At 41.8% G+C, this 23,209-nt stretch carries 22 protein-coding genes; 2 read left to right on the forward strand and 20 right to left on the reverse strand.

Going from position 1 to position 23,209, the window contains the following annotated elements:
- Positions 1 to 160: 160 nt before the first annotated feature.
- On the reverse strand, positions 161 to 352 hold the full coding sequence (locus D0466_RS03455) for a hypothetical protein (protein ID WP_117321157.1): 192 nt from the start codon (positions 350 to 352) through the stop codon (positions 161 to 163).
- A 302-nt stretch (positions 353 to 654) separates the two neighbouring features.
- A complete protein-coding gene (locus D0466_RS03460) occupies positions 655 to 1,017 on the reverse strand; it encodes a general stress protein (RefSeq protein WP_117321158.1) in 363 nt (120 codons plus the stop codon).
- A gap of 534 nt (positions 1,018 to 1,551) precedes the next feature.
- On the opposite strand from D0466_RS03460, the gene D0466_RS03465 reads away from it, so the two are divergent.
- Both D0466_RS03465 and D0466_RS03470 read left to right on the forward strand, forming a co-directional pair.
- Complete coding sequence (locus D0466_RS03465) at positions 1,552 to 4,014, forward strand: transglycosylase domain-containing protein (RefSeq protein ID WP_117321159.1); 2,463 nt, start codon at positions 1,552 to 1,554, stop codon at positions 4,012 to 4,014.
- A 167-nt stretch (positions 4,015 to 4,181) separates the two neighbouring features.
- Positions 4,182 to 4,997, forward strand: coding sequence for an exonuclease domain-containing protein (locus D0466_RS03470; protein WP_117321160.1), 816 nt, complete (start codon positions 4,182 to 4,184; stop codon positions 4,995 to 4,997).
- 31 nt (positions 4,998 to 5,028) lie between these two features.
- On the opposite strand, the gene D0466_RS21865 is transcribed toward D0466_RS03470, so the two are convergent.
- The 18 genes from D0466_RS21865 to D0466_RS03555 form a co-directional block, all read right to left on the reverse strand.
- Entirely contained in the window at positions 5,029 to 5,217 is a 189-nt protein-coding gene (locus tag D0466_RS21865) for a hypothetical protein (protein ID WP_142919881.1), read from the reverse strand.
- Between the two features lie 17 nt (positions 5,218 to 5,234).
- Positions 5,235 to 6,929: an AMP-binding protein gene (locus D0466_RS03475; RefSeq protein ID WP_158555801.1), complete on the reverse strand. Its 1,695-nt coding sequence runs from the start codon at positions 6,927 to 6,929 to the stop codon at positions 5,235 to 5,237.
- A gap of 150 nt (positions 6,930 to 7,079) precedes the next feature.
- Positions 7,080 to 7,523: a MaoC/PaaZ C-terminal domain-containing protein gene (locus tag D0466_RS03480; protein ID WP_117321162.1), complete on the reverse strand. Its 444-nt coding sequence runs from the start codon at positions 7,521 to 7,523 to the stop codon at positions 7,080 to 7,082.
- A 63-nt stretch (positions 7,524 to 7,586) separates the two neighbouring features.
- The gene (locus D0466_RS03485) at positions 7,587 to 8,576 is read right to left on the reverse strand and encodes an NAD(P)H-dependent flavin oxidoreductase (protein WP_117321163.1); all 990 of its coding nucleotides are present in this window, start codon (positions 8,574 to 8,576) and stop codon (positions 7,587 to 7,589) included.
- A gap of 124 nt (positions 8,577 to 8,700) precedes the next feature.
- Positions 8,701 to 10,284 carry a class I adenylate-forming enzyme family protein gene (locus D0466_RS03490; protein ID WP_117321164.1) on the reverse strand — a complete coding sequence of 528 codons (1,584 nt, stop codon included), beginning with the start codon at positions 10,282 to 10,284 and terminating at the stop codon, positions 8,701 to 8,703.
- A gap of 130 nt (positions 10,285 to 10,414) precedes the next feature.
- Positions 10,415 to 11,608: a thiolase C-terminal domain-containing protein gene (locus D0466_RS03495; RefSeq protein ID WP_117321165.1), complete on the reverse strand. Its 1,194-nt coding sequence runs from the start codon at positions 11,606 to 11,608 to the stop codon at positions 10,415 to 10,417.
- Positions 11,608 to 12,012: a Zn-ribbon domain-containing OB-fold protein gene (locus D0466_RS03500; RefSeq protein ID WP_117321166.1), complete on the reverse strand. Its 405-nt coding sequence runs from the start codon at positions 12,010 to 12,012 to the stop codon at positions 11,608 to 11,610. The genes D0466_RS03495 and D0466_RS03500 overlap by 1 nt, the downstream gene beginning before the upstream one ends.
- 22 nt (positions 12,013 to 12,034) lie before the next feature.
- Positions 12,035 to 13,192 carry an acyl-CoA dehydrogenase family protein gene (locus D0466_RS03505; RefSeq protein ID WP_117321167.1) on the reverse strand — a complete coding sequence of 386 codons (1,158 nt, stop codon included), beginning with the start codon at positions 13,190 to 13,192 and terminating at the stop codon, positions 12,035 to 12,037.
- 68 nt (positions 13,193 to 13,260) lie between these two features.
- The gene (locus tag D0466_RS03510; protein WP_158555802.1) at positions 13,261 to 14,046 is read right to left on the reverse strand and encodes an enoyl-CoA hydratase/isomerase family protein; all 786 of its coding nucleotides are present in this window, start codon (positions 14,044 to 14,046) and stop codon (positions 13,261 to 13,263) included.
- A 79-nt stretch (positions 14,047 to 14,125) separates the two neighbouring features.
- A complete protein-coding gene (locus D0466_RS03515) occupies positions 14,126 to 14,926 on the reverse strand; it encodes an SDR family NAD(P)-dependent oxidoreductase (RefSeq protein ID WP_117321169.1) in 801 nt (266 codons plus the stop codon).
- 19 nt (positions 14,927 to 14,945) lie between these two features.
- Entirely contained in the window at positions 14,946 to 16,124 is a 1,179-nt protein-coding gene (locus D0466_RS03520; RefSeq protein ID WP_158555803.1) for a CaiB/BaiF CoA transferase family protein, read from the reverse strand.
- A gap of 45 nt (positions 16,125 to 16,169) precedes the next feature.
- Positions 16,170 to 16,925: an SDR family NAD(P)-dependent oxidoreductase gene (locus D0466_RS03525; RefSeq protein ID WP_117321171.1), complete on the reverse strand. Its 756-nt coding sequence runs from the start codon at positions 16,923 to 16,925 to the stop codon at positions 16,170 to 16,172.
- Complete coding sequence (locus D0466_RS03530; protein WP_117321172.1) at positions 16,925 to 18,070, reverse strand: acyl-CoA dehydrogenase family protein; 1,146 nt, start codon at positions 18,068 to 18,070, stop codon at positions 16,925 to 16,927. The genes D0466_RS03525 and D0466_RS03530 overlap by 1 nt, the downstream gene beginning before the upstream one ends.
- Positions 18,071 to 18,348: 278 nt before the next feature.
- Positions 18,349 to 19,491: an acyl-CoA dehydrogenase family protein gene (locus D0466_RS03535; RefSeq protein ID WP_117321173.1), complete on the reverse strand. Its 1,143-nt coding sequence runs from the start codon at positions 19,489 to 19,491 to the stop codon at positions 18,349 to 18,351.
- A gap of 345 nt (positions 19,492 to 19,836) precedes the next feature.
- Positions 19,837 to 20,538 carry an ABC transporter ATP-binding protein gene (locus D0466_RS03540; RefSeq protein WP_117321174.1) on the reverse strand — a complete coding sequence of 234 codons (702 nt, stop codon included), beginning with the start codon at positions 20,536 to 20,538 and terminating at the stop codon, positions 19,837 to 19,839.
- A complete protein-coding gene (locus D0466_RS03545; protein WP_117321175.1) occupies positions 20,522 to 21,298 on the reverse strand; it encodes an ABC transporter ATP-binding protein in 777 nt (258 codons plus the stop codon). The genes D0466_RS03540 and D0466_RS03545 overlap by 17 nt, the downstream gene beginning before the upstream one ends.
- Entirely contained in the window at positions 21,285 to 22,280 is a 996-nt protein-coding gene (locus D0466_RS03550) for a branched-chain amino acid ABC transporter permease (protein ID WP_233522521.1), read from the reverse strand. The genes D0466_RS03545 and D0466_RS03550 overlap by 14 nt, the downstream gene beginning before the upstream one ends.
- The gene (locus D0466_RS03555; RefSeq protein ID WP_117321176.1) at positions 22,280 to 23,146 is read right to left on the reverse strand and encodes a branched-chain amino acid ABC transporter permease; all 867 of its coding nucleotides are present in this window, start codon (positions 23,144 to 23,146) and stop codon (positions 22,280 to 22,282) included. The genes D0466_RS03550 and D0466_RS03555 overlap by 1 nt, the downstream gene beginning before the upstream one ends.
- Between the last annotated feature and the right edge of the window lie 63 nt (positions 23,147 to 23,209).

The raw sequence follows: 23,209 nt of genomic DNA on the forward strand, positions 1-23,209 counted from the left end.
AAGGTAATCTCAGGTATTAAAAACACTGGGTTAAATCCTTGCATTAGAAGAATCATAATGGAAGTTGATGACTTCATTTGCTATGGTTCCTAACCTGTTCTTCCCTTTTATTTTCACCTGCTGGCAACCTCTTTTCACTTTCACGCAACTTTCCAGCCTGTTAATGCACCATTCCATCCTTCAGTAAAGTCTTGATCATCCCCATTTGTATCGTTGCATTGGAATTATTTAGTGTTCCTGCATCAAATCCTGCAGCAAAACCTAAGGCTGCATATTTAATAACCTCTTCTGAAACTCCTTCAGCCCTTAAAGAATCCAAATAGGCCTGGAATGCGTTTTCTTTATAGCTCACAATGAACACCTCCTTCTCTATTTATCGGCTATTTCTTTATGAATATGAACCATTTTTACTGATTTATTCCTTATTTCTATTTTTATCCAATCGCAAATAGCCCGGGTTAAGGAAAAAAGTTAAGAGGTAAGATCTTATAAGATTACCATTTAAAAGGTGTTCTTTGGAAAAATATACGAAGGGTATGCATTTTGGAGGGTGATTGCATAAGCGCTGGAATATAGAAGTAGGAGGAGAAAATAACATAACTTTTTTACTGCCTTAAAAAAAATGAAGCTGCGGAATGACAGCTTCGTAATAGATTAAATCCCCCCTATTTTTTTACCTTTATCAAGAAGAACTAATATCCCCCCATTTTGTACACTGCTTACATATCTGTCTGCGTCCGCCTCCTTCAAACCAGCATCTGCAAGGTTGTCTTCCAGTCGGAGATTTCCGGCATCATAAAAAATTTTCAATACCTTATCGATGATTGTGTCATCCTCCGGCGAGTCCTCTGGAACTTTCAGTTTGAGATCCTTATGGTAGCGGGCAAAATCAAGCGTTTCTTCCTTTTCAGCAAGCAAGGTAATGTCCTTGCCATCAAAGCCTTTTGCCTCTAAATCATGGATGGCTCCGATAACTTCCTCTCTGGTACCGTAAACTCCATAAACTACCTTTTTCATCCGTAATCCCCCATAGCATTAGTTTTTACCTATATACCCGCGATGTTTTCTAATAAACGAACTGCCCAGTTGTTAAATGCAGTGTGCACGTTCCCCTGCTCCCCTCCCCCCATTTCAAGACATCCCTGCTTGCTTTCCCAGTGAGATTTGATATTCTGGCGAGGTTTTTAGTAGGATATTTAAAATAAGGAATTTATCGACAACAATTTGTTTAATACTCTGATTTTCGACATATTGACCTATTTACTTCTAGCATTTGACAAAACAGGAACCGGATAGATCATTCCCTTTTTTTAAATGGGAATGCTTTAATATTGACTAAATCCCTGCACCAATTTATTATTACTCCTGAATGAAAAATTCACTTCTATAATTTTCTAAATCTAGCACCAACTCAGCACAGTTGCTCCTAACCTCATCCACCAAATTTTTATTTTATTAAAATTAATAGAACAACGAGTTGGATTCCTGACTTATTAGGGAATATCCGAATAGCTGGACTTTTTTATTCCTCATGAAAGGCAGGTCGTTTTTATGGCTGAAAAATATAACTCACGGCTTGAACGCCGAAAACAGATGGAAGCAAAGAATAAAAAAGGAAAGAAAAAATCAGGCGGTCTTTTTAAACGCATTTTTCTTTTCCTGATTACGATCGGGATTATCGGAATCATTGCCGGTGGAGCTACATTCGCCTATTTTATTAGTAGCGCTCCAAAACTGGATGAGAAGCTGTTAAGGGACCCTGTTTCCTCAAAGATATTTGATGAAGAGGGCAAACTGTTGACAGAAGTCGGGGCAGAACGTGACTTTGTTGCATACGAAGACATACCTAAAGAAGTGGAAGATGCCGTGCTGGCTACTGAGGATGTTCGTTTTTACGACCATCAGGGAATCGACTTCTATCGCCTCGGAGGCGCGGTTTTAGCCAACTTCACCCAAGGCTTCGGTTCACAAGGGGCTAGTACTCTTACCCAGCAGGTTGTAAAGCGTTCCTATCTCACTGCGGATAAAACGATGAAACGGAAAGTCCAGGAAATGTGGCTGGCCTTCCAGCTGGAACGAAAATATACAAAAAAAGAAATCTTTGAAATGTATGTAAACAAAATTTTCTATGGTGAGCGCGCCAACGGTATTGCCAGGGCTGCCAAAACATATTACGGAAAAGAACTCGAGGATTTAAAGTTGAACGAAGTCGCGACGCTTGTCGGCCTGCCACAACGCCCGAGCGCTTATAATCCCTACGAAAACAAGGAATTGGCCAAAAAAAGGCGTGATGTGGTCCTCCACCTGATGAATAAGCATGGTTTCATCAGTAAAGCGGAAATGGATAAGAATCAAGACATCCCAATCACGGAAGGCCTCCAGAAAAGACAAACCAAAAAGAATATGGAAACCTATGATGCCTTCATCGACCAGGTAATTGAAGAAGTTCAAGCCATGGGCGACTATAATGTGTACAGCGATGGATTGGAGATTCATACGACGCTTGACAAGGACGCACAAGAGTATGTTTATAAAATGCTCAATACCAATGAGCTCATAAACTATCCAAGCGAAAAGCTCCAAGCCGGCATCACACTGCTTGATACAAAAAGCGGCGAAATCCGAGCGATTGGCGGCGGCAGGAATACGAAGATTTCGCGCGGCTTCAATTACGCGACTGACGCAAAGCGCCAGCCAGGTTCAACGATTAAACCTATCCTTGATTATGGCCCTGCTGTTGAATATTTGAATTGGTCCACCCATAAGCTCGTAACGGATGAACCGTATGAATATTCCAATGGAACACCGTTAAAAAATGCATCCAATCGTTATTATGGAACGATGACGATCAGGGAAGCCCTCGCCCGCTCATTAAATATTCCGGCAGTGAAAACGATCCAGGAAGTAGGTCTTGACAGAGCAAGAGAGTTTGGATCCGATTTAGGTCTCCCTCTTCCGGATGAAATCGGAGAAGCCTATGCAATCGGCGGAATGGAGCGGGGCATTTCTTCCATGCAGCTGGCCGGTGCGTACAGCGCCTTTGGAAATGGCGGGATTTACACAAAACCGCATTCAGTGAAAAAGATTGTACTTAGGGATAAGACCTCGGTCAAAAACAACGTGGAGTCAAAAGCAGTCATGAAGGAATCTACCGCCTTTATCATTTCAGATATGCTAAAGAGCGTACTGAAGGAAGGCTATGGTACAGGAACACTGGCGAATATCCCGTATCTTCCTGTAGCAGGAAAAACAGGTTCTACAAACTTCTCTGCAGAAGACCGGCTTAAGTATGGCATCCCTTCGGAAGGGGTCCCGGACAGCTGGATGGCTGGATATACAACGAATTTTACAATTGCGGTTTGGGCCGGGTACGACCCTGAAGAAAACAAGAAGGAATATTTAGGGAAGGAATCTCAAAAAATCCCTAAATATCTGTTTAAGAATTTAATGGAATATGCTTCTAAAGACGTAGCCACGGCTGACTTCGAAATGCCTTCAAGCGTTGCGCAGAGCGGCAGCGAATACTACGTCAGAGGCCATATGCCGGTTCAAGTAGCCAAGAGCCCTAAAAAAGAAGAGAAAAAAGTAAGTGAACCAGCTTCAGCACCAGCAGAAGATGAAGATACTGAAGAACAAACCGAAAATCCGGGTGACACCACTCCTCCTGGCCAGAAAAAAGAAAAAGATAAAGATAAAGATAAAGATAATGGTAATAAAAAAGGAAACAAGGACGACAATGATGACGGAAACGATGATGGCAATGATAACGGGAACGATGCTGGCAACGGTGATGACGAGGATAATGATAACGGGTCAGGAGGCACTCCGCCTGACACAGGCACGCCTGGCACGGACCCTGGAAACGGGGACGGCGATAATCAGCAAGATCCCGGCGGCTCAGACGATGATTCTGATACAGGGAATCAGCCTCCAAAAACAAATCCAGGCAACGGCAACCAAAAAAAACCTGACGCCAAAAAAGATTCTGTAACCCCTGAGTCCTCGAACTCCTAAATCGGAAATAAAGTTTATCGATTGACGCCTGGAATTTCGTATTCCAGGTTTCTTTTTTATCGTCGCTTTATATAAAATAAACTTCGCCTAGTGAGCCACTTCCAAATATTTAACAAAACGGGAACCACTTTTTCTGTTATAATGAATAAATAGAAAAGGTGGTACTTATGAGCTATATAATTGTAGATGTTGAGAGAAACAGTTTTAATTATACAACGGACAAGCCAAGCGAAATCATTGAAATAGGAGCAGTGAAGCTTGACGAAAGCGGAACAATACTCGAAACTTTTTCAACTTTAGTTAAACCCTCCTGTTCCCTTTCAAACTTTACGGCCAAGCTTACTCATATTACAGAAGATATGGTCAAGGATGCCCCCCGGTTCAAAGAAGCCTATCGCCATTTCGTTCATTTCCTCGGGGAGCACTATGTCTTCGTTTCATGGGGAAAAGAAGATTACCGCTTCTTCCAGGCTGATTGCAGCCGATTCGGACTCGGCCTTTTCCGGCCTTCTGCCCTTTTGGATATCCAGGAAGTATACATGTACGGAGTTTTAGAAACCTTTAGCACGCCAAGCCTTTCATCTGCTCTTGCCCATTTAGACATCCAAGATAATGAAAATTCCCACAGAGCTCTAAGTGACGCACAAGGTACGGCGAAAATCTTTACAGTGCTCCAAAACAAGTTCGACATACACGCCGTACAAAAGCCAAAAAGATTAGCTAGCGAACTTCATTTTACCAATGGGAAAATGAACAGTTCCGGCAAAAAGAAATTCGCCAGACTGATAAGAGCCACCATGAAAAAAACCAACGAAATCAACCTTACCTGGAAAGATTTCAGCTCTCACACAAAATGGCTTGAATACAAGGACGACTTCCAAATTGGCAGTGTCCTTGAAAAATACTATGAAAAGCAGTTCGAGAAAACCAAAACAAATATCATTCACAGTCTTATTCACAAAGAAAAGGTGGAGTCTGTTTAGGGACATCACCTTTTTTATATCACGATTTATTTTATACAAGAACAAAGCGCACTATACTGTTTAGGGAATTCACATGAATGGTGAGCCAATCGACTCTAATCGGAAGCCGGTTTACCTTGGATTGGTTCATCAAATTATCCCTCGTAACGGTATCATGAGAAAACACTCTTCCATCAGTTAACTGATTAACATCTCCGTGTTTCATTGCTATTTCGCTCATTATTTTCCAGCTACGCTTTATCGCTGACTCGGCATTATTCCGTCACGTGTAATCCGGTAGCCTGCTTGCTCAACGTCCCAAGTATTTGCCCCTATTTCGCCAAGCTTATATTTTTCTATTTTTCCGAGGGCTGTGAGCGGCATAGCATCAAGAATTTCCAAGAACCGAGGTACCATAAAATAGGGCATCCGATCAAAACACCATTTTATAAACTCGACACGATCAAAAGTAGTTTGGGACCTCAGGGTCAAGCAAATTTTGACTTCATCTTCACCGATTTCCGATGCAACAGGCACTGCCGCACAATGAACAACTTCTTCATGTTTTGAAATGATGTTCTCTACTTCTGAAGAAGATATATTCTCTCCACGCCTTCTGATGGAATCCTTTTTGCGATCGGTAAAAAATAAATAGCCCTGTTCATCTAAATAACCTAAATCCCCTGTGTGATACCATGCATTTCTTAAACTAATGACTGTGCTTTCCGGTTTGTTCCAGTATCCCTGTAAAATGATTTCAGAAATTTTTGGTCTCACGACTATTTCCCCTATTTCACCGTGAGCTAGAATATTGTCATGGTAATCTACGATTCTGATTTCAAAATAATCATTCGCTATCCCCGAGGATCCCTTTTTTGCTGCACCCTCCCTAAGGTCGGGTTTGGTGATATAGGTCATTTCTGTGCCACCGAATGGGACAGTCACACGTGTATTGAATCGTTCCTCAAACTTGGAGTAAATATTTGGCAATGCAGGTACTGCCCACACAACTTCCAGCGGATTATCTCCATCATCCGGTGATTCTTCTTCAGCCAGGATCAATGAAGGCGTACCGCCCACAGCCACTACTTGTGTGCAATTGTTAGATTTAATATCCTTCCAAAAATTAGTAACGCTAAATCTTTCCCTTAGTACAAATCTGGCTCCAGAAATAATTGCGCCACCGACAAGCTGCCGTCCGGAGACATGGAAAAACGGCAGAAAGTGATAAATGATGTCTTCTTTATTTATCCCAATGCTTTCAACATATGTTAGCCCATAAAAAAATAACATATGGTGGCTGATCATAACTCCTTTTGATTGGCCAGTCGTCCCTGATGTATATATAATAGTACTTGTCTCATGGAACGATGGATTCTGTTCCTGATAGGCAATTTCCACTGGCTGTTTGTCTTTAAAGTTAAAATGCGAGTAGAGTTCAACATGAAGCGGTTTTACCAATTTTCCAATGTCCAGTTCGTCATCCCCAACTATAACGACCCGCTGCAGATTAGTCAGCCCATCTGCTATTTCCATTATACGGGAATAGTATTTTGCATGAATGATCAGTGTTTTAGCTCTTGAATCATTTAAAACATATTGCAGGATTTCTCCGCGATATGCTTCATTTATACAAATTTCAACTGCCCCACACTTGGAAAGAGCAAACCAGTAACCCATGCTTTCCGGACTTGTCGGAAGCATCCAGCAAACTGTATCTTTTGGCCGCACCCCTATTGACGATAGACCATTTGCCAATTGGTTTGCGTGATTATTTACAGCTCCGAAAGAATAGATTTCTCCATCCACTGTCCGAAACAATTCCAAATCTGGAGATTCGCTTGCACGACGTTCCAGCATTTTATATAAAATCCGATCTGTCTGTTCAATCCGATCCAATAATTTGGTTTCTCTTATGTTTCTCTTTTTTGATTCTCCCTTAATGTTTCCCATATATCTCATCCCCTCAAAATTCGTTGGTTAATGAAAGGTTCCTTGCCTTCTGATCATATATGATGAAACTTGATGGTCTCGTTATATATTAGTCCTGTAAACAGTGTTCCACATCATTCTGTATGAACCTTAAAAGAATTGAAAAGCAGGTTATGCAGGGTTTATTCGTTTAACTAACCCAGTGACTTCCGCCCTCAAAACCAACACATTTTCTTGGTTGAAAGTTTTTAGCAAAACAGTAAAAAACCCTCTGTCTTTTTTCCTGGGGTGCTCTTTCTTTTCAATTATATTTGCTTCCACCCTCAATTCATCTTCTGGAAAAACTGGCGCCAGAAATTTGACGTGATCCATGCCGACTCCCCCAATGACATCATCTGCAATCAAATTCATCTCAACCCACAGCTTCCAAGTGATGCTCAATGTGTGCAAACCGGAAGTGATGATACCGCCAAACATACTTTTTTCTGCTTTTTCCTCGTTTATGTGCATGTATTGTGGATCAAATTCGGATGAAAAGCTATAAATGTTCTCCCTGGTGACTTTATAGGTAGAAGTTTTAAATGTTGTGCTGGGGGGCAGTTCCTCAAATTTCATTGTGACGGACCCTCCTCCATTTTGTTATATGCTCCATAAAGTTTGAAAGAGTAACTAACTCCATTACGCTCTATGAAAAGATTGCAAAATTTCTGCTGCCTCAATGGACATTCGCCTTACGATTTCGGACGCGCTTTCAATATGGTCAATCAGGCTGGCTACCTGCCCAGCCGCTATATATCCACTACCTACGACCCCATCAATGGCTGCCGTTTTATTTTTTGTCCCCTTGATAAAGGGAAGCACGTTTTCTGTTTTATCCCAGTTTTGCCGCTCTATTTCCATTACCCTCTGTGCATACTCATTTTTGTAAACTCGTAGAGGACCCTTTATATGCCTTGATATAACGGTTGTGGATTCACCTTTTGCTTCAGTCAGTAATTCCTTATAATTAGTATGGGCTTCACATTCTGTTGTAGCTACAAACCTTGTTCCCATCTGTACCCCATCTGCCCCAAGCACCAATGAAGCAACAAATCCCCTTGCATCGCATACCCCACCCGCCGCGACTATTGGAATCGAGACAGCTCTAGCGATTTGTGGAATAAGGGTGAATGAAGTAAGTTCTGCTTTGCCATTGTGACCGCCCGCTTCATATCCTTCACATATCACAATATCAGCTCCAAAAGCTTCAGCTTTAGCCGCTTGCACAGGTGTGGAAATTACCACCATTACAATCAGCCCTATTTCTTTAACGAGTTGGATATAAGGTGCCGGATTCCCGCCGCCAAAGCTTACCGCCTTGATTCGGGACTTATGCCTTCTCACTATTTCAAAGTATGGTGTGTAATCCGAATGGGCGCTGATCGGTAAATTCACCCCAAATGGTTTATTGGTTTTTTGGCTGGCAATTACTATTTCCCTTTCAAAATTATCAACGGTTCTTCCAGCACAGCCTATCTGCCCAAATCCCCCGCCTTCTGAAACAGCTGCAGCCAACAAACCGTTTCCGACATATGCCAATCCGCCTTCTATAACGGGCAATTCAATTCCCAACAGTGCACACACACGGTTTTGTGAAGTATCCAGAGAGTCGTTTGATAATTTAATCATAGCCGTTAGATTCCCCCTGCCAGATTTCCGGGTTCAATAAACTAATTATTACTAAAGCACAACGGCTAAAATATAAACCGTTGTGCTAACACACATATTCACAGGATTCATGTGAACGCGTACATTAATTGATTTTTCTGGCCTTTTCCTTCCAGTACTTATCCCTTACCTTTCTTCTTAATACCTTTCCTACTGTACTGAGAGGAAGCTCGTTGACAAATTTGATGGACTTAGGAACCTTGTATCTCCCTATTTTATCTTTTGTAAAATTGATCAATTCCTCTTCGGTAATTGTCATCGATTCTTTCAAAATCACTTCAGCATGAACGGATTCTCCCCATTGCTCATGGGGAATGCCAATAACTACAGATTGCTGTACAGCATGGTGTGAATTTAAAGCGTTTTCAACTTCAATTGCATATACATTGAATCCTCCAGTGATAATCATATCCTTCTTCCTGTCAACAATGAAAACATAGCCACTTTCGTCAAAGTAAGCGATATCGCCGGATTTCCAAAAACCATTTTCTGTGAAATTGGCCCTTGTTTCTTCTATGTCCTTGTGGTACCCTTTGATAACATTTGCTCCCCTGATCCAAATCTCACCAGGCTCCCCTACAGGCATATCTTTTCCATTGTCATCCACTATTCTGATTTCAACAGTTGGAAGAACCTTTCCAGTTGAGGATAGTCGTTTTTTATCTTTCTCATTGGTAACTATATGATCTGCTTTTCCAAGTACTACCGCCATTGGCCAGGCTTCGGTAGCTCCATACGCCTGGATGAATATATTGCCAAATTTCTCATGGAGGATTTCCAATTTCGAGGGACTCATCGGGGAAGCCCCATAGAATACAGTATTTAAACTACTGAGGTCGTACTTCTCTTCAAGTCCCAGATCGACCAGATGATAAAGTATGGTAGGAACGACGAAAGTCGATGTGATTTGATGAAATTGAACCGCTTCGCTAAAATGTTCAAGGTTCGGAAGATTGATGGTGTATTGTGTCCCCCCTTTAAAATGTATCGGAAGTACAAACAGCGAACTTGCGTGTGACAGAGGTGTAATGTGAAGGTGTTTGACATCTTTGGTAAAGATATTTTCTTCAAATCCATATATATGGTTTGCACCTGCCAGGAAGTTTCGCAGAGAATAGGCTGCGCACTTTCCCCTGCCTGTAGTGCCACCAGTGAATCTATAAAGCGTGATATGTTCATCAATGTCATACTCGACCTCGACTTCTGCATCACTAGCGGTTTCAATCAAGTCCCAAAAGTATTGGACTCCCGGGAGTTCCTGCCTTGGTTTTTCCATGCAGACTATTTCCATCCCGCGCTCCCTGAAAGCGTTATAATAGTTTTCTTTCTCTAAAATTTCATTTTCCACAAAAATTAGTTTAGGATTTACATAATCAATCTGATACATGTGTTCATCGAAGGAGTCACGATAATTGAACCATAATCCACTAGGTTCTGATTTTGTCACCCATACGTTGAAGAGGCTATTATTATCATTTTCCAATAAGTTGCCATATACATCTCCACTTTTAAGACCAAACCGGTCTCTCATCATATTGCAAATCTTATTGGCTAACAGATGCAGCTCCATAAATGTGTAGCTCCGATTCTTTTCAACATTTACCAGTGCTTTTTTATCGGAGAACTGTCTGGCAGTTTGCAATAGGATTCTTCCAAAGTTAACCTTCATTAATTAATCTCCTTCCAAAAATAATTTTGCACAGGAGTTATTCATGTATGAGTACACTTATATAATAATTACTAGCTTGGAGAACCATTTCCTGCTAGGAACGGTTCTCCTTAACTGTTAAACTTTCTGGCTAAACCCTGGATAAAATATGAATACAGGAGGCTGCTTGATCACCTTCAACATAACCTCCATCATTTTGGGTCAATCCAAATCTAGGCAACTTTCCATCTCCACTCCGAACTTGCCTTTTTCCTGCTTCCCCGCGCAATTGCCAGACCACTTCAGCGATCTGTGCCAATCCGGTTGCACCGACTGGATGCCCCCTGGACGCCAATCCTCCGCTTGGATTCACTGGTATATCACCCGAAATTTTCGTCCTGCCTTCCCGTATTAACTTAATCGCATCTCCTTCATTACATAAGCCCAATTCTTCATAAATTTTTAGTTCCGCAGGGGACATTGCATCATGAACTTCGGCAAGGTCTATATCCTCCGGTCCAACACCCGCTTGTTCATAAGCTTTGAGGGCAGTCGTGTATGTAGTGCTTTCTTTAGGTGTTGATTCAAGCATGGAAGCATGCCCGCTGCTTAGTTCCGATGCAGCGACCCGGATGATCGGGTTCCCTTTTTTCAGCTGTCTTGCGATTTTTTCATTGCAGACTATGGCCGCTGCCGCACCGTCTCCCATAGGGGAAGCCATGAATAAAGTGATAGGATCAGCAATCATCTTGGAAGCCAGCACTTCTTCTTTTGAAAGCGGCTTCTTAAATTGAGCATATGGGTTTAATGAACCGTTGTAGGAATTCTTTTCGGCAACTAATCCCAAATCCTCTTTTGTCCAACCATACCGATCCATTTTTTTCCTGATATTCATCGCATAAATCGATGTAAACTGCAATCCCATATTTCCACAGACTTCTATATCTGTAGCTGTTGATAACGCTTCAATTGATTTCGCTGTATTGCCCACAAACATTTTTTCCACGCCTACTGCCAGCACAACATCATGCAATCCTGACTTGACGCTGAGCCATGCCATACGAAAGGCAGTGGATGCCGTGGCACATGCATTTTCCACATTCACGATAGGAATTCCCTTAAATCCTGCATGCCGGAGGATTACTTGCCCCCGGACTGATTCCTGGCCTACAAGCAGTCCGCCAAGACAATTTCCTACATATGCTGCTTGTATTTTACTCGCATGAATTCCAGCATCTTCAATCGCATTCCAAATGGCTGTATTGGCTAGATCTTTAAGATGTTTGTTTTCGAACTTTCCGAATGGGTGCATGCCAATTCCTAAAACAGCAACATCATTCACCATCAACGCCCTCCTTCCGGCTGGTACATCCACCCGACGATTTCTTCACCATTTTCACTCCTGCGGACCGGTCCTATTGTGAGCCGCACCAGCTGATTCAAGGCAACTGAATCAATATCTTCCGTTTTTAATATACTGAATACCAATGGCCCTTCATCCAGTTTCACCATGGCCTGAACATGCGGTACCGGAAAACCCGGGGGTGCGACGTGCAGTATCGAAAAAGAACTTATTTTTCCTTTTTCACCTATTTTCACTTCTTGTAAAGTATTAGGCTTCAAACAGTTAGGACATGCGCCTTTCGGGGGAAAATGAATATCCCCGCACTGTTGGCAAGCGCTTCCAATTAAATACGGCTTCTGTTTAGAATCGTCTGGTTTATAAAACAATCTACCGTGTATCTCCATCAAGAATTTCTCCCTTCCTAGATTACTTGAATGCCGCTAATCCAATGGAATTACGGGCGATTATTAATTTCTGGATTTGGCTTGTGCCATCCGGAATCGTTAACATTCGCGCATCCCTAAAATACCTCTCGACAGGAAATTCTTTTGATAAGCCGTATCCGCCATGAATTTGGATCGCATTTGAAGTAATCTTTACCCCTGCTTCTGTGGCATAATATTTAGCCATTGAAGTTTGCGTATCACAACGGACACCTTTTCCAATTAAGTAAAGACCTCTATATGCCAACAATCTCGCTGCATCGAGTTCAGTCAGCATTTCCGCGAGCATATCCTGGACCATTTGGTGCTGGCCGATTGGTTTACCCCATTGCTGCCTGTCTTTCACATATTGAATTGTTGCGTCCACAGATGCCTGAGAAATACCGATTGAGTACAGTGCAACAAAGCAGCGGGCTCTTTCGAAAGCTTTAAGGGTGGACTTTAGACCTTCTCCTGTTTCTCCCAGCAAATTTTCTTCAGGGACAGAAATATCGTCAAAAAAAAGTTCAGATGTCGGCCATGCATTCAGCCCTAGCTTTTTAATATCCTTGGTACTATATTCGCTGACAGAACGTTCAACGATAAATCTGCTTACTGATTTTTTTCCAGCCTCTTTTTCTGTACGGGCAAGGACAATGGCAAGATCAGATATACTTCCATTTGAAATCCATATCTTTTGCCCATTCATTCTATATCTGCCATCTTCCAGAATTGCCCGGGTTTTTACGTCGGAGGGATTCGAACCGACATCAGGCTCTGTTACAGCAACACATCCAATATAGTCGCCTGATAAAAGCTTAGGGATGAAACGATTTATTTGTTCTTCATTCCCATCTTCATAAAGAGACAGCGCGGTATCTTGTGTAATGAAGGCAATTCCCCCTAGACCAGGAAAGACACGGAACAGCTCCTCATAAAGTATGCCTTGGGAAATGGTATCCAAATTCATTCCGCCAGCCTCTTCAGGAAAAGGGCCGACTATAAAGCCAAATGGAATCAATTTTTTTAATAATTCATGGGCCAATTCTTTCGGTATTAACTGGTCCGTATATTCTTCTGCATAGGGTCTAATCTCGTTCTCCAGAAATCTTTTTATTGTTTGTTTCAACATTTGCTGCTCTTCGCTTAATTCTAATTTCATATTTTCACCCCTGCTCCTTTGAAAGGTAATCCGCAGTAGAGATTCACGTTGTAAAGTACAGCTTATTATTATTGGCCTTGGAACACCGGCTTTCTTTTCTGATTAAAGGCTGCTATCCCTTCTTTTGCATCATTTGATCCATGCAGTTGGTTGGACCAATGCCTTTCTATTTCAAGACCTGTATTTAAATCTGTATTGGTAGAAGATACTGCCAGGCTTTTAATCGCTTTATGAGATAATGGGGCACCATTTAAGAATGGAGCTGAAAATGCTTTAGCCTTAGCGATTAGCTCTTCCGAAGAAACCACTTCATGAATTAAACCCCATTCTTGTAAAGTGTTAACCTCAACCGGTTCACCTGATAGCAGCATGTATTTCGCACGTGATAAACCGATTAAACGTGGCAGGCGCTGCGTTCCGCCCCCAGCTGGAAGAACGCCGAGCTTTACTTCGGATAATCCTATCCTTGCATTGGTTGTTGCGATGCGGAAATCACAGGCTAGAGCAAGTTCGCATCCCCCACCATATGCAATGCCATCAATCGCGGCAATTACTGGTTTTGTGTAGGTTTCTAGTTTATTAAATAGTGTTGTCACTGCATTTAACAATTTTTCAGTAGGGTTAAGCTGTCCTGTCTGTTGCATGGTATAAATCGATTTTAAATCCGCACCCGCACTAAAAGCCCGTTCTGTTCCTGTAATAATGAGTACCCGCGGTTCTACTTGATCCTCCAGCTTAGCCAGTAATTCAATAAAATCTTCAACGATTGCAATATTCAAGGCATTCAATACTTCAGGACGATTGAGCCGGATAATGCCGTAAACCTCATCTTGTTCATACATAATCGTGTTCATATTTTCATCCCCTCTTCTGGCACTAAGGTTAGAATATCGAAAAATTGGGAAAATTAATTGGGTGGAACGATTTTTCCAACTATTGGTTAAATGAATATCCCCCATTGACTGGGTATGTTTGCCCTGTTATCCAGCTTGATGCATCAGAAGATAAGAATAATACGGCATTTGCTGCGTCTTCTGGTTCACCAATTCGTTTAATCGGGTATTTCTTAAGCATCTTTTTAAGGATTTCTTCATTTTCAGTAAAACTAGAAACGCCAGGAGTATTCATGGTAGAGAGTGCCACACAGTTCGCAGTGATATTATAGCGGCTGATTTCTTTGGCAAGTCCGCGAGTAAACCCCGCTGCCCCGGCTTTTGCTCCTGAATAAACGACCAATTTTGGCTCGCCGACCCTGCCAGCGTCCGAAATAATGTTTACGATTTTCCCATACTGATTTGAAACCATACTTGGGAGTACAGCCCTGCATGTGTACATTGGACCAAAATAATTTACACCAATCCACTGATCCCATTCATCCGGGGTTGTTTCAATGAACGTCTTCTGTTTTGCCATTGCTTCTGGCGTTGATGCACCAGCGTTACCTGCGTTATTGACAAGGATATCTATTCGCCCGAACTTGTTTATGGCTTGCTGCACCATATCCTGTACAGAATCCCAGCGGGTTACATCCGATACTGCAGCAAATGCTTCTGTATCTTTATTTAATTCAGAAATCAGATTGGCTGTTTCATTTGCGCGATCTGCATTGAAATCATTTACAATTACAGCCTTCGCATTATATTCAGCAAAATGCAATGCAATTTGTCTCCCAACGCCTTGCCCAGCACCTGTGACAAGCGCAATTTTTCCGGATAAATCTAAAATGTCCTTCATAAATTCACTCCCCTTCATCTCATGAATGGTGTTGCTTCGATAATTCTTCGTAACAAATATTTTTGCTAAATAGATCATCAATCTCATCTTCGGCATAACCGATTTCCCGTAAGATCACCCTGGAATGTTCACCTAAATGTGGTGCATGTTTGGTTGGAATTGTTTCACGTCCTTCAAATTTTAAAGGTTGGCGGACATGGGTCATTGCAGGTCGATCATTGCATTCTGGAATTTCTACAAACAGTCCTCTTTGTGTGAATTGAGGGTCATGCTGGACTTCTTCCAAGCTTAAAACGGAGCCAAAAGGTATTCCAGCTTTTTCAAAACGTTCTTCCCATTCTTTCCTTGTATGTTTGGAAATTGCCTGTGACACCTTTTGCTTTAATTCTTCAAAACGTGTGCGCCGTTCTTCACTTTTTAAATGTGTTAATTCACTTAGACCAATCTCATTGCAAAAATCGACCCAAAACCAATCTTCATGCGCGATGCTTATACTGATTAATTTTCCATCTTGGGTTTTGTAAATATAATATCCTGGTTCAGCAGGTAGACCGGGCTGGCCCATTTTATTAATAAATGGAACCAGGTTGGTAGTCATCCAAGAAACTAAGCCATCAGTCATGGAAACGTCGATATATGTTCCTTTGCCTGTTTGCTGCCTCAAGAATAATCCCGAAAGTACACCAATGGCAGCAAACATCCCAGAAGAGAGATCACCCGTTTCCACTTTTGGAACTTGAAATGACTGCCCGGAATCTACTTGCCGATATAGCATTCCGGCAATGGATTGATAGGATAAATCATGGGCTGGCCGGTTTTTATAAGGCCCATCCTGGCCAAAACCGGATATGGAAGCATAAACTATCCGATCATTAATAGCTGAAATATCCTCATACGAGATTCCTAATCGTTTCGCAACACCTGGTCTATATCCTTCAAGGATTACATCAGCATCACGCGCAAGTTCCAAGAATATTTGCCTACCTTTTTCTGATTTGAGATCGAGTGCCAAAGACCGTTTATTCCTATTAATAGATTGATAGAATGCATCAAATTGGCGCGCAGGATCTCCTCCAATCGGCCGTTCAACATTTATTACATCGGCACCGAGATCTGACAATATTAAAGTAGCGTAGGGACCTGGGTATTGCTCGGCTAAATTCAATATTTTGAGTCCGCCCAACACTGTATTATTCACTCTTTCCCCTCCTTGCACGGTATGAATAGATTTAAAACGAACTTATTATGATGAGAATCCTCCATCTACTATATATGTTTGCCCCGTAATGTAACTGGAGGCATCCGATGATAAAAATAAAATCATGCTGGCAATTTCCTCAGATTTACCAAAGCGCCCCAAGGGCATTTTTTTAATCATCATTTCATTGATTGATTGATTCTGTCTTATTCCTTCTGTAAGATCCGTTTCGATATAACCTGGAGCCACCGCATTAACGCGGACACCCCTGTCAGCCCATTCAACTGCCAAAGTTCTCGTCATAGAGTCCATACCGCCTTTCGTTGCTACATATGGCAGTCCGCGTGGAGTTCCTACAACTGCCGTAACAGACGATATAGAAACGATACTACCGCTCCCTTGTGCAAGCATGTGTTTCCCGGCAGATTGGATCGCAAAAAACACTCCCCGTAAATTCACTGCCATCAGCGTATCCCAATCTTCGGGCGTAACATTTTCAGCCCTTTTATACATTGGATTGATGCCTGCATTGGCAACGAGTATATCCAATTTCCCATTTTCTTCGGCTACTTTATCAATTACTGTCCTCGTTGCATCAACTTCGGCTATATCAAATGCATAGGAACTTATTTCTAACCCTAACTCCTTTGCTTCAGCAACAACTAAGTCTATATTTTTTTGGGATCTGCCGGTAATGATTACCTTTGCCCCTGATTTCGCCAAAGATAGGGCTGCTTCTTTCCCGATTCCACGAGTCCCTCCAATGACCATTGCAACTTTGCAGTTAAAGTTTATTTCCATCAACGCTCCCACTTGTAACCGTTCAGGAATTCCCTGGCGGCCACCATATACTGAATGGTTGGAGGTCCTTCTTCCAGCCAGTTTAAACGGGCATCGCGGTACAGTCTTTCAATAGGATATTTTCTTGTATAGCCAATGCCTCCGAATACCAATAGTGCCCTATCGGTAACCCTGCCAACTGCTTCGAGCCCGAATTGTTTGCACATTGAAGCCTCGGCCGGAATCCTATTGCCACGGTCCCACTTTTCCGCAGCATCCTTTATCATGTTCCTAAGCGCGTAAATATCGATTCCCATTTCAGCGATATATCTTTGTATAGCTTGCCGCTGTGCTATTGGCTTTCCAAAAGTTTTTCTTTCCTTAGCAAATTCGACGGCTAGGTCAAAGGCTCTTTCTGCAGTTCCCAAAGAACTTGCTGCAATGTATAATCTGCTTATTTCCAATGCCTCTTCCAATTGATGAATACCCTTTCCTTCTTGACCTAGTAAACAGCTAACCGGAACGCGTACGTCTTTAAAGGTTAATAACCCATGTTCACCGCCCTTGCATCCCATCGTTTCTGGCAAAGGTTCAATGGTAAAGCCGGGTGTATCCCTTTCCACCAAAATAGCAGTAACGGAATCTTCACTATTTCCAGCTTTCGTCTTTGCGAAAACAATAAAATGGCTCGCAAAATCAGAATTGGTGATTAAGTGCTTTCTGCCATTTATGATATATTCGTCGCCTTCCCGCCTAGCGGTGGTTCCTAGATCCAGCCCTGTTCCGTAATCTGGCTCAGTTAATGCAAAGGCTACCGACTTTTCTCCAACTGAACAGCCCGGTAAAACCTCCCTCCTTTGATTTTCATTAGCTATTTTGTATAGTGCGCTTGCCATGGAATTATGGACATGTACCACTACTCTGATTCCGCCTTGAACCTTAGAAAATTCAGCAATGATATCTATATATTGTGAAACGGTAAGGCCAAGGCCACCGTATTCCTCGGGGATCCTCAAACCAAAAGCGCCCATTTCCCTCAATAAGGGAAATAACTTATCGTAAGGTAGGGCTTCTTTATTTTCAATCTCTTCCTCCAACGGGTCAAGATCCCGCCAAATAGCCTCGAATATTTGCGATTTGAATTTTTCATAAGCCTTTTGTTCCATCTGACAATCATCTCCTTTTTCTTTGGAAAAGGGGCTCCAGGTAAACTCGAACCGCCTATAAACGCTTTAATGCGGTTTTAACAATTACGATTTTTTTATTCTAAAATCGGGAAAACACATTCTTTTTTATGTGTTTTTGAACCAATGAATCAATGACAATAGCTTTTTAAAACGATGGACTTACCAAAAGACTGCTAAGTTGTTTGATTTAAATACAAACAACAAGGCGAAACGGTGATATCTACTAGTAACCCTTCAAACATTTCGGTAAAGCTTCTTTAATCCCATTTGTAACCGCTTACGAATTCTCGTGCAGCAACCATATATTGAATGGTTGGGGGCCCTTCTTCAAGCCAGTTCAACCGGGCATCCCTGTATAGCCTTTCGATCGGGTACTTCCTGGTATAACCAATACCGCCGAATACCAATAATGCCCTATCAGTAACTCTTCCCACTGCTTCTAAGCCGAATTGTTTACACATAGATGCTTCAGCGGGGATTCTATTACCGCGGTCCCATTTTTCCGCTGCGTGTTTGATCATGTTCCGCAGCGCATAAATATCGATTCCCATTTCCGCAATATACCTTTGTATAGCTTGCCGGGATGCTATTGGCTTTCCGAACGTTTTTCTCTCTTTTGCAAATTCGACAGCCAATTCAAACGCCCTTTCCGCTGTACCCAAAGATGTGGCTGCAATATATAACCGGCTTACTTCCAGTGTCTCTTCTAATTGGTTAAGTCCTTTACCTTCTTCACCGAGTAAACTGCTTGCAGGGACTCGTACGTTATTAAAAGTTAAAATCCCGTGCTCACCGCCTTTACAACCCATGGTTTCAGGCAACGGTTCAATCGTGAATCCTGGTATATCCCTCTCCACCAATAAAGCAGTCACAGAATCTTCACTACGGCCGGCTTTCGTCTTTGCAAAAACAATAAAATGGCTGGCAAAATCGGAATTGGTAATCAAATGTTTTTTCCCATTTATGACATATTCGTCCCCTTGCCGCGTTGCGATGGTTCCCAGATCCAGCCCTGTTCCATGATCTGGCTCAGTTAATGCGAAAGCCACCGATTTTTCTCCAGTTGTGCAACCTGGAAGTACCGCCCTCCTCTGATCCTCATTAGCAATTTTGTACAGTGCGCTTGCCATGGAATTATGAACATGCACTACTGCCCTAATTCCACCCTGAATCTTCGAAAATTCCGCTATGATATCAATATATTGTGAAACCGAAAGACCAAGGCCTCCATACTCCTTTGGGATCCTTAAGCCAAATGCTTTCATTTCCCTTAATAGTGGAAATAACTTATCGTAAGGCAGGGCCTCATTATTTTCGATTTCCTCTTCCAAGGGGTCAAGATCACGCCAGATTGCTTCAAATAGTTTAGCTTTGAACTCTTCATAAGCTTTTTGTTCCACTAATTAACAACTCCTTTTACTTTTAATAAATTAATAGCTATGAGGTCTTAAGGAACTTGATGAGCACTAATGTAATATGCAAAATCCATGCCAGCATTAATAAAATTGTTGTTAAAAGGTTATTATTCAGTCAGCTATCCGTTTGCAAACGTTAAACCAGCGTAAATTTTTCAACCAGGTCTTTTCGCAAAGTGTTAACACTTTACATGTTTTAATCTCGTTTTGAAAAACAAACACCTAAAATTGTTAACCCTTGTTAACATCTGAACTACAATTGTGTTAACTATCACTACCAGAAATAATGCGAGCCTTGTTCCTTTTAAAATTCTCTGTTTACAGAAAGCACTAAGCACCTAAATAAAGTTTACGCACTTCATCATTGTCTTTAAGATCTTTGGAATTTCCTTCAAGAGCTACGCGGCCATTCTCCAAAATGTATGAATAATCTGAAATCTCCATCGCCATGTGGGCATTCTGTTCAACAAGGAGAATTGCTGTCCCTTCATCATTAATTTCTTTAATGATCTTAAAGATTTCACGGACAAGAATAGGTGCTATGCCAAGGGAAGGTTCATCAAGCAGCAATAGTTTTGGTTTTCCCATCAAAGACCGGCCAATGGCTAGCATTTGCTGTTCACCGCCGCTAAGAGTACCCGCTTTCTGCTGTAATCTTTCTTGTAAACGCGGAAAATAGGTGAAGACCTTTTCCATGTCAGACTTAATGTTTTTATCTTTACGGATGTAAGCACCAATTTTTAAATTTTCTTCAACGGTCAGCAGCGGAAAAACCCTTCGGTTTTCTGGACATTGGATTACGCCGTGTTTGACCATTTCACCAGCTGACTTCCTTAGCATCGAAGTTCCTTCTAATTCATAGCTGCCCTCTTTTGGCTGGATTAGCCTGGAAATTATATTTAGGGTCGAAGATTTACCAGCACCATTGCCGCCCAATAACGAAATGATTTTCCCTTTTGGCACTTCTAATGAGACGCCACGTAATGCATGGACATGGCCGTAAAAAGCATGGATATTATTTAGCCGCAACATGAGTTTCCACCTCTCCCAGGTAAGCTTCTATTACAACAGGATCATTCTGTACTTCAGCTGGCGTCCCTTCCGAAATTTTCTTTCCAAAATTCATTACAGTCACAGCATCCGAGACTTTCATGACCAAAGACATGTCATGCTCGATCAATAAAACTGTGTAACCCAATTCGTTTTTTAAACGAAGAATAAGTTCACTGATTTTTTCTGTTTCAATGGGATTCATCCCGGCAACTGGTTCATCCAGCAGGATTAATTGCGGATTAACAATCATGGCACGGCCGATATCGACCATTTTTTGAAATCCGAATGATAGGTTGGATACTTTTTCATTAGCCAAATCGGTAATGTTCAATAAATCCATGACTTCGTACGCTTGATCCCTGGCGTCTTTCTCCATCCGCTTTACAGAGGGGAGATTTAAAGCGATAGGAAAAATATTTTTCTTTAACAGTGGATGTAACCCGGTCAATAAATTTTCCATGACAGTCATCTTGGTAAATAACTCGACATTCTGAAAACTTCTGGCGATTCCTTTATTTATGATCTGGTGTGGTTTATATTTAATGAGATCTTCTCCATTGAATAAGATGCTGCCTTTCGACGGCGTATAAAAACGGCTTATACAGTTAAAAACAGTAGTTTTTCCTGCACCGTTTGGACCAATGATTGAATATATTTGTCCTTTTGGTACCTCGAATGAAAGACTGTTAACAGCAGTCAACCCGCCGAACTGAACGGTAATGTCATTAAATGTTAGCATTTTCCTTTTCTCCCCCCTGCACCAATAATTCCCCTTTCCCAGCGGGTTTTACCAGCTTCTGCTTGTTCATTTTAAATAGGGAAACGATTCCATCAGGTTTAAACAATATGATTAACACAACTGCGATACCTATCACGATGTTCGTGATCCCAATATAACTATCCGTGAAATGAGGAATTACCGAAAAAAGAACCGCACCTATGATGGATCCAGGAATGGAAGCCAATCCACCTACCACAATCATGGCCAAAACCAAAAATGAGTTTGTAATGATAAAATCATTTGGACTTACAAAGCCTACCCAATAGCCGTATATCCCTCCTGCAATCCCTGTAAAAAATGAACTGATGACAAACATGGTCGTTTTATAGAAGGAGATATTTATCCCGATTGCTTGAGCGGCTACTTCACTATCCCTGATTGCAATAAAAGCCCTGCCGAGGCTGCTTTTCACAATGTTTTGGATTAACCAGGTTATGATGACCGTAATCACTACAAAAACATAGAACAAAGAAAAATCAGAACCAAACATCAGCGGTTTTGTAACAGCAAGACCGGAATACCCCCCTGTCAACCCATCCCAATTCAAAACGATCTGCGGAATCGATAACCCAAACCCCAATGTAGCAACAGCTAGAAAATGCCCTTTCAAACGTACAGCCGGGAGGCCGATGAGGAGCCCAATCGATCCCGTCATGATACCTGCCAGCGGTAAAGCCAGGAAAAAGGGCAAACCAACTGTTGAAGACAGGATTGCAACGGAGTAGCCTCCAACCGTCAGAAAACCGGCATGGCCTACCGAGATTTGCCCTCCATATCCTATTAACAGGTTCAAAGACATAGAGGTAATGGCATAAATACACGTAATCACAAATAATGTCATAAAATAATTCGAATTTCCGACCAAGAAGGGGTAGATCAGCATGAAAACAACAAGTAATCCTATGGTTAACCTTTTGTTTTCCAATAGTTTCAAGATCATCACACCTTTTTAACAGATTGTGTACCGCCAAAAATCCCCTGCGGCCGAATATATAACACGATAATAATCAATAAGAATGTGTACACTAATTTCAGTTCTGGAGACAAATAAAATGCAATTAAATTTTCAAAGACGCCAATAATCAGACCTCCAACAACAGCTCCTGGTAAACTAAGGAATCCTCCCAATACTGCAGCTGCAAATGCCATGATCAGTACATCGAACATCATATGTGTGTCCAAAAATGTTATCGGGGCAGTCATCATACCGGCTACTCCCCCAAGAATCGCCCCAACGGCCCAGGTTGCGGTAAAAACGTTGGTCACTTTGATTCCCATTAATTGTGACGCTTTAATGTCCTGTGCAGATGCTCTCATTGCCAATCCCACTTTTGTATATCTGAAAATAACGAAAAAAATCAGCATAAGTGTCAGGGTTATGCCCATTACGAATATTTCATTCGGCGTAAAGAAAACACTGCCCATTTTTATGGAATCACCTTTAATTGCCTGAGGGTATCCAGCCGGTTTGTGTCCCCAAATAAGTCCAGCCAATCCATTGAAAACCATGAATAATCCCAGGGTAACAACAAGCTGGTTAAGGGGCGGCGCCGATTGTAGCCGTTTCATTATCCCTTGGTGTACGATGGCCCCAAATACTGCAGCAAACAATAAAGCCAACAAAAAGGAAGTGGTATATCCCATTTCAAACTGGGATAAAAACGTAAAGCTGACAAACGTAGTAACCATGGCCATCTCACCTTGTGCGAAATTAACCAGGTCTGTCGTTTTATAAATCAAGACTAACCCCAGGGCTGCCAAACCATAAATACAACCAAAGATTAACCCGCTAACAATGATCTGCATTGTATTCTCCCTTCCTATGCATAATTTTTCATGGACCTTTGCTGAATGTTAAAATAAGAGGAA

It is taken from the genome of Peribacillus glennii (assembly GCF_003429105.1).
Taxonomy (GTDB): Bacteria; Bacillota; Bacilli; order Bacillales; family DSM-1321; genus Peribacillus; species Peribacillus glennii.

Excerpts from the sequence above, each read along its gene's own strand:
- D0466_RS03515 (WP_117321169.1), bottom strand. The coding sequence starts at position 14,926 with ATGAAGGACATTTTAGATTTATCCGGAAAAATTGCGCTTGTCACAGGT.
- D0466_RS03460 (WP_117321158.1), bottom strand. The coding sequence starts at position 1,017 with ATGAAAAAGGTAGTTTATGGAGTTTACGGTACCAGAGAGGAAGTTATC.
- D0466_RS03525 (WP_117321171.1), bottom strand. The coding sequence starts at position 16,925 with ATGGAAATAAACTTTAACTGCAAAGTTGCAATGGTCATTGGAGGGACT.
- D0466_RS21865 (WP_142919881.1), bottom strand. The coding sequence starts at position 5,217 with ATGAGCGAAATAGCAATGAAACACGGAGATGTTAATCAGTTAACTGAT.
- D0466_RS03475 (WP_158555801.1), bottom strand. The coding sequence starts at position 6,929 with ATGGGAAACATTAAGGGAGAATCAAAAAAGAGAAACATAAGAGAAACC.
- D0466_RS03495 (WP_117321165.1), bottom strand. The coding sequence starts at position 11,608 with ATGGTGAATGATGTTGCTGTTTTAGGAATTGGCATGCACCCATTCGGA.
- D0466_RS03555 (WP_117321176.1), bottom strand. The coding sequence starts at position 23,146 with ATGCAGATCATTGTTAGCGGGTTAATCTTTGGTTGTATTTATGGTTTG.
- D0466_RS03510 (WP_158555802.1), bottom strand. The coding sequence starts at position 14,046 with ATGAACACGATTATGTATGAACAAGATGAGGTTTACGGCATTATCCGG.
- D0466_RS03540 (WP_117321174.1), bottom strand. The coding sequence starts at position 20,538 with ATGTTGCGGCTAAATAATATCCATGCTTTTTACGGCCATGTCCATGCA.
- D0466_RS03490 (WP_117321164.1), bottom strand. The coding sequence starts at position 10,284 with ATGAAGGTTAACTTTGGAAGAATCCTATTGCAAACTGCCAGACAGTTC.
- D0466_RS03500 (WP_117321166.1), bottom strand. The coding sequence starts at position 12,012 with ATGGAGATACACGGTAGATTGTTTTATAAACCAGACGATTCTAAACAG.
- D0466_RS03470 (WP_117321160.1), top strand. The coding sequence starts at position 4,182 with ATGAGCTATATAATTGTAGATGTTGAGAGAAACAGTTTTAATTATACA.
- D0466_RS03480 (WP_117321162.1), bottom strand. The coding sequence starts at position 7,523 with ATGAAATTTGAGGAACTGCCCCCCAGCACAACATTTAAAACTTCTACC.
- D0466_RS03550 (WP_233522521.1), bottom strand. The coding sequence starts at position 22,280 with ATGATCTTGAAACTATTGGAAAACAAAAGGTTAACCATAGGATTACTT.
- D0466_RS03530 (WP_117321172.1), bottom strand. The coding sequence starts at position 18,070 with ATGGAACAAAAGGCTTATGAAAAATTCAAATCGCAAATATTCGAGGCT.
- D0466_RS03485 (WP_117321163.1), bottom strand. The coding sequence starts at position 8,576 with ATGATTAAATTATCAAACGACTCTCTGGATACTTCACAAAACCGTGTG.
- D0466_RS03465 (WP_117321159.1), top strand. The coding sequence starts at position 1,552 with ATGGCTGAAAAATATAACTCACGGCTTGAACGCCGAAAACAGATGGAA.
- D0466_RS03545 (WP_117321175.1), bottom strand. The coding sequence starts at position 21,298 with ATGCTAACATTTAATGACATTACCGTTCAGTTCGGCGGGTTGACTGCT.
- D0466_RS03505 (WP_117321167.1), bottom strand. The coding sequence starts at position 13,192 with ATGAAATTAGAATTAAGCGAAGAGCAGCAAATGTTGAAACAAACAATA.